The sequence below is a fragment of the Vibrio sp. 10N.222.48.A3 genome, from assembly GCF_041475345.1.
Lineage (GTDB): Bacteria > Pseudomonadota > Gammaproteobacteria > Enterobacterales > Vibrionaceae > Vibrio > Vibrio tasmaniensis_A.
This window is the reverse complement of record NZ_JBFRVX010001242.1, coordinates 1-496: the sequence shown is the minus strand read 5'-3', so window position 1 is coordinate 496 and position 496 is coordinate 1. Positions and strand designations below refer to the sequence as shown.

At 45.0% G+C, this 496-nt stretch carries 1 protein-coding gene; it reads left to right on the top strand.

Translation table 11 applies throughout. The features are described 5' to 3' along the window. The coding region (locus tag AB4653_RS25350) for a GreA/GreB family elongation factor (RefSeq protein ID WP_372105604.1) at nucleotides 1-136 on the top strand (136 nt) is incomplete at its 5' end. Between the last annotated feature and the right edge of the window lie 360 nt (nucleotides 137-496).

Here is a 496-nt window from a genome sequence, read left to right as displayed (position 1 = left end):
AGGCTATATCTCTATAGATTCACCAATGGCTAGAGCTCTGCTCAAGAAAGAAGCGGATGACGAGTTTACGGTAACCACACCGGAAGGCGACAAAGAGTGGTTCATTAACTCGATTCGCTACGCAGACGACGAATAATCAAACCTAATAAATACTTAGCGATGATCTGAGTGTTCAAGCAAACCCAAACGCCAGATAAAAGAAAACCCCGCTAGGCTTTCGCCTGACGGGGTTAAGTCTCTATCGCAGCAATCCGGCTACTGTTTATCTCTTCGAGATAAGGTGCTCCCTGCATCTTTCCTTGATAGTGGCTAAATCCTTTAACCAATTTCCTTTTTATTCATCGCCATCCTAGCGGTGTCCATTCTAGCCTGTCATCCTGACTGGCGAATCTCATCCAGAGATTATCACTTCCTTGCTGACCACTCATCCTAAGTAATCAAATCTTCATCCTGAAGATACCTAGTCCGTTAGGCTTTTTCCTGTTCCTGCCAACTC